The sequence below is a fragment of the Aeromonas sp. 602658 genome, assembly GCF_049173005.1.
Taxonomy (GTDB): domain Bacteria; phylum Pseudomonadota; class Gammaproteobacteria; order Enterobacterales; family Aeromonadaceae; genus Aeromonas; species Aeromonas veronii_A.
Map to the genome: position 1 here is coordinate 1 of NZ_JAAKRF010000061.1, position 4,869 is coordinate 4,869.

Annotated in this window: 5 protein-coding genes; 3 read left to right on the plus strand and 2 right to left on the minus strand. The window is 57.4% G+C overall.

Features of this window, described 5'->3' with window-relative positions; genetic code table 11:
• Positions 1-323 precede the first annotated feature (323 nt).
• Positions 324-1,520, plus strand: coding sequence for an NnrS family protein (locus tag G5253_RS20370; RefSeq protein WP_266134873.1), 1,197 nt, complete (start codon positions 324-326; stop codon positions 1,518-1,520).
• A 16-nt stretch (positions 1,521-1,536) separates the two neighbouring features.
• Here the strand turns inward: G5253_RS20370 and G5253_RS20375 are convergent, their stop codons facing one another.
• Positions 1,537-2,106 (minus strand): helix-turn-helix domain-containing protein, encoded by a 570-nt coding sequence (locus G5253_RS20375; RefSeq protein ID WP_266134874.1) that lies wholly within the window; start codon positions 2,104-2,106, stop codon positions 1,537-1,539.
• Between the two features lie 119 nt (positions 2,107-2,225).
• Between G5253_RS20375 and G5253_RS20380 the strand changes: the two genes are divergently transcribed.
• Both G5253_RS20380 and G5253_RS20385 read left to right on the plus strand, forming a co-directional pair.
• Positions 2,226-3,401 (plus strand): benzoate/H(+) symporter BenE family transporter, encoded by a 1,176-nt coding sequence (locus tag G5253_RS20380; RefSeq protein WP_266134875.1) that lies wholly within the window; start codon positions 2,226-2,228, stop codon positions 3,399-3,401.
• Between the two features lie 122 nt (positions 3,402-3,523).
• The gene (locus G5253_RS20385) at positions 3,524-4,588 is read left to right on the plus strand and encodes a DUF3103 family protein (RefSeq protein ID WP_201952759.1); all 1,065 of its coding nucleotides are present in this window, start codon (positions 3,524-3,526) and stop codon (positions 4,586-4,588) included.
• 68 nt (positions 4,589-4,656) lie between these two features.
• Here the strand turns inward: G5253_RS20385 and G5253_RS20390 are convergent.
• A partial coding sequence (locus G5253_RS20390) for a methylenetetrahydrofolate reductase (protein ID WP_421204158.1) occupies positions 4,657-4,869 on the minus strand: 213 nt, incomplete at its 5' end.

Consider the following 4,869-nt stretch of genomic DNA (forward strand, 5'->3'; position numbering starts at 1 on the left):
TTGTCGCGTTGAGGAGGCGCATATTACGCTTCTCACTTCGAAAGTCAAGCGATAGTTTTCGCTTTTCTTTCGGCGCCGACTTCACAAGGAAGCTGGCTCATCAGGTTGGCGTGTTCCGCCGTGCTGGTAGGGGCGCATTATAGGGAGCCGCGCCGGGATGACAAGGGCTTTTTCAGCAAAAAAGTTCGTTCGCTCAGATATCAAGCAATCACCTCTTTTTTTTGCTCAAAATGGCATCAATCCTGACTATTGCCGGATTTAAATTGAACATTTAAAAAGCCAATTTATAATTGCCATCTCAAATGTTCAATTGGAATACCCTCATGCATCAAATCCTCGATAGCCATAAGGAAGAGCAAATCGTCCCGCTGTTCCGCTTGGGGTTCCGACCCTTCTTCTTGTTCGGGGCTCTGTTTGCTGCCGTCGCCATGTTGCTCTGGCTGGGGCAGATCAACGGTTGGCTAACCTTGCCAGGGATTGCCAACCCGATCTGGTGGCATGGTCATGAGATGCTGTTTGGTTTCGGGGCCGCCATCGTCGCGGGTTTTCTGCTCACCGCGGTGCAGAACTGGACGGCCCATCCCGGTGTTCGGAGCTGGCCATTGGCACTGGTGGTGGGGTTGTGGATGTTGCCAAGGACCTTGTTACCCTGGCTGGGTGAAGAGAATACGCTCCTGATGGCGGCAGACCTGCTCTGGTTGCCGCTTTGTACCTGGTTCCTTGCCAAGCCTATCTTGATAACCCGGCAATGGCGCAACCTCTTCTTCGTGCCCCTGTTGCTGATACTGACCTTGCTCAATGGTGCCAGCTGGTTATGGCAGGCCGATTGGACCACCGTTGAGCACCTATTGATCACCACTGTGCTGTTGTTTACCACCCTGATCGCCGTGATGGGTGGAAGGGTAATTCCGTTCTTCACAGCCCGAGCAACCGGTCAGGAGAAAGCTGCACCTCAGCTCTGGCTGGAGCGGGCGGCGCTCGCGACACTGTGGCTTATCTTGCTCTGCTGGCTGTTGCCCCCCACCCAATGGGTCACCAGCATATATATAGTGCCTCTATATATAGTGGCGGCGAGTTTGCATCTGTGGCGGCAACTGCGTTGGCATCTGCCATCGACCCTTGCGCATCCCCTGCTGTGGTCACTCCATCTCGCCTATCTGTTTATCCCTTTTGGCCTGCTCGCACTTGCGGCACATAGCGCGGGTCAGCCCATCACGTTGTCGATGGCCAGTCACCTGCTCAGCGCAGGCTGTATGGGCACCATGATCCTGGGCATGATTGCGCGAGTCTCCCTCGGCCATAGCGGTCGGGCCTTGCAGATAGGACGCAGGATCACTGGCGCATTCGCCCTGGTTATCGCCGCCGCCACAATGCGGGTGGTGATTCCGCTGTTCTGGCCTGCTTATACCCTGCATGGCTGGAACCTCAGCGCGCTTGCCTGGATCGCAGCCTATGGTCTGTTTGTCTGGGTCTATACCCCGATACTGATCCGCCCCAGAACAGATGGTCGACCGGGTTGATGACTGCGGAACATGTTCAGGGTGTTGCCACCGAATAGTGGATCAAGTTGTGGAAAATCGCCGGGGCTATGCCCAGATTGCGATAGCCATGGGGGCGATCGGCAGCAAAACGCACCGCCTCCCCTTGCACCAGTGAGCGCCACTCCCCTTCCACCAGCACCTCCATCATGCCGCTGATGACGATGACATGCTCGGTCACTCCCGGCTCATGGGGCTCGGATTCACGCTGGTAACCCGGCAACAGGGTCAGCTCAAGCAACTCGAAACCAAACCGGTTTTCATAAGGAAAGAGCGGCGCAACTTGCATGCCCTCTCCCGCAGGCTGCTGGCGAATGGCATCGGCGGTGCGATAGAGCACCTCCTCCTGCACGGCTGGTGTGGGCTCAATGAAACTGGAAAATGAGACTCGAAAACCGGTGGCTATCTTCCACAGCGTCGCCACCGTTGGGCTGGACTCTCCCCGCTCAATCTGCCCCAGCATCGCCTTGCTGACACCCGTTTCGCGCGCGGCGGCATCCAAGCTCCAGCCGCGCTCGCTGCGCAACCCCTTCAGTCGAGCAGCCAGATGCTGACTCATCTCTTGCATAACTGCCTCTTTATTACTCTTGCATGATGCGACTTGTGCGCTATAGCGCACATAGATATAGTCAAAGCTGTATTGTACGTAATAACGCACAGCGCGTCACAACGCCAAAAGGAAGTCTCATGCCCTTCGCCCTCCCCCATCTGGTCGCCGGCTTTATCGCCGTGATGGTCGGCTACACCAGCTCCGTCATCCTGATCATCCAGGCCGCCACGGCAGCGGGTGCTGATACTGCCCAAGTTGCCTCCTGGCTCTGGACGCTGGGGATCGGCATGGGGGTGAGCTGCATCGGCCTCTCTCTCTATTACCGCATCCCCGTCCTGACCGCCTGGTCCACACCGGGCGCGGCACTGCTGATCACCACGCTGGGCAACTTCACTCTGGCGGAAGCCATCGGCGCCTTTGTGATCTCGTCCCTGCTGATCACTCTGTGTGGCATCAGCGGCTGGTTCGACCGTTTGATGAAACATATTCCGGCTCCACTGGCCGCCGCCATGCTCGCTGGCGTGCTGCTCAGATTCGGATTGGATCTATTCAAGGTCGCCCCGCAAGATCCCTTGCTGCTTGGCACCCTGCTGCTGGCCTTCCTGCTGGGTCGTCATCTCTGGCCCCGCTATACCATGGTGCTAGTACTGGGAGTGGGGATGCTGACCTGCAGCGTGCGGGGGGGATTGCAACTGGGCACCCTTCACTGGCAACTCGCCAGCCCGGTCTGGACATGGCCAGTCTTCTCCCTTGATGCCCTGTTTGGTATCGCGCTGCCGCTGTTCATTGTCACCATGACATCGCAAAACATGCCGGGAATTGCCATCTTGCGGGCCCACGGCTATCAGCCTTCCACCTCCTCGCTGATCAGCTGGACTGGCCTGACTGGCCTGCTGCTCGCCCCTTTTGGCGGCTATGCCTTCAATCTGGCCGCCATCACTGCAGCCATCTGCATGGGCAAAGAGGTCGACCCGGATACCAAACGCCGCTGGCCTGCTGCGGTTTGGGCGGGTTGCTTTTATCTTGTGACCGGCTGCTTCGGCGCGACCGTCGCGGCCCTGTTTAGCGCCTTTCCGGCAGCCCTTGTCACCTGCGTCGCCGGATTGGCCCTGCTAGGCACCATCGGCAGCAGTCTGCACTCTGCCTTGCAACAGGATGAAGCCCGAGAAGCTGCGCTGCTTACCTTTATCATTACCGCGTCCGGGATCAGCCTGCTCGGCATCGCGGCAGCCTGCTGGGGTCTGCTGATTGGTCTGGCTATCTATCAGTTCCAATCATATCGACAAAGGAATCAATTGAACCTCAAACCGTGAACCTCTGCACACTATCCACATAAAATGATTCACAAGTGAAACTAATTTCCTTCTAGTGGCGCTAGGGCACCAATCTTCCCGGACGTGTTGCCCTGTCAGGTTCCATGCAACGGAGTATAAAAATGAAAAATCAGGCTGTCTTGTTACTACTGGCCATACTGGGTGCTACGAGCGTCCAGGCTGCCGATACGGATCGAGAGCTGGCTCGCCAGCTCGCACTTCAGCAGAAAAACCTGCTGCCCCTGCTGAGCAATCAGCAATATCAGAGCCCGCTTCCCAATCTGCTGCAGAAGGCCAGCCCGCGCCTTAAGCGGCAGGCGACCGATGCCAACCAGGCGGCCATCAGCCGGCAAGGACTGGATGGCGAGGTCAAGCAACTGATGCAGTTGCGGCTGGCCAACACCGATCAGGCCGCTGCACTGCAACAGGGCGTCGAACCGCTGGTCGCCTATGTTCCAAGTGGAGATGAGAAGAGCTGGAGCGCCATTGAAGCGTTCGACAGCGCTGGCAATCCCGTCTATCTGGATGTGGACAAGGCACCGGCCCTGCCGGTTCTGGTAGTCGAAGCCGATCCCGTCAAAGCCAAAAACGCAGGCTTGAAGGTAATGCGCAAGGCGCTGGCCGATGCTGATCTGCAAAGCGCTCCGCGAGTGGCGGCCAGCACGGCGCCACTCAAGACCAGTATCCTGAAAAAGATCAGACTGAAGGATGATCAGGAGCCCTGGCTGCTCGGCGCAGCCGAAGTGTATGCAGTGGTCGCAGGGGTTAATCCCAGCCGGGATGAACCAGTGGTCGATATCGTCGACATGCCCTACCTCGACTATGACAACACAGACTACACCCCCAACCAGATCCTGGTTTACTGGGATCGCTATCGCTGGGGTGCCGTCGATGTGGTGATGATGGAGCAGGATGACAACGTCAACTACAAGGAGCTGAGCGCCCTGCTGATTGAAGCTCTCAAACTCGGCTTTACTGCGGGTGGCGTGCCGGAAGCCCTGCCCTTCCTCGATCTCGGCGGTCGCATCGTCAAGGCACTGCCCGACTCCTGGATGACCAATAACGACGACTATCTGGATACCTTCTACACACTGGAGCAGGATCAGGTCTATCGCCAGTATCCGGGGGCTGCCGGTAATGCGGTTATCGATCTTGAGCCAAAAGAGATCGCCCCGACCAGACCTTGATAATCGGCATAACGAAAAAGCCAATGAGCAACTCATTGGCTTTTTGCTTTTATCGCGGTGACTACCGGTCAACCCTTGGGACGAACCCCCAGAGTATGGCAGATGGCATAAGTCAGCTCGGAGCGGTTCAGGGTATAGAAGTGGAAATCCTTCACCCCTTCCTGACTCAGCACGCGCACCTGATCGATGGCGATGCTCGCCCCCACCAGATTGCGGGTCATCTGATCGTTATCCAGCCCCTCGAAACGCTGATGCATCCAGCGCGGGATCTTCACGTTGGT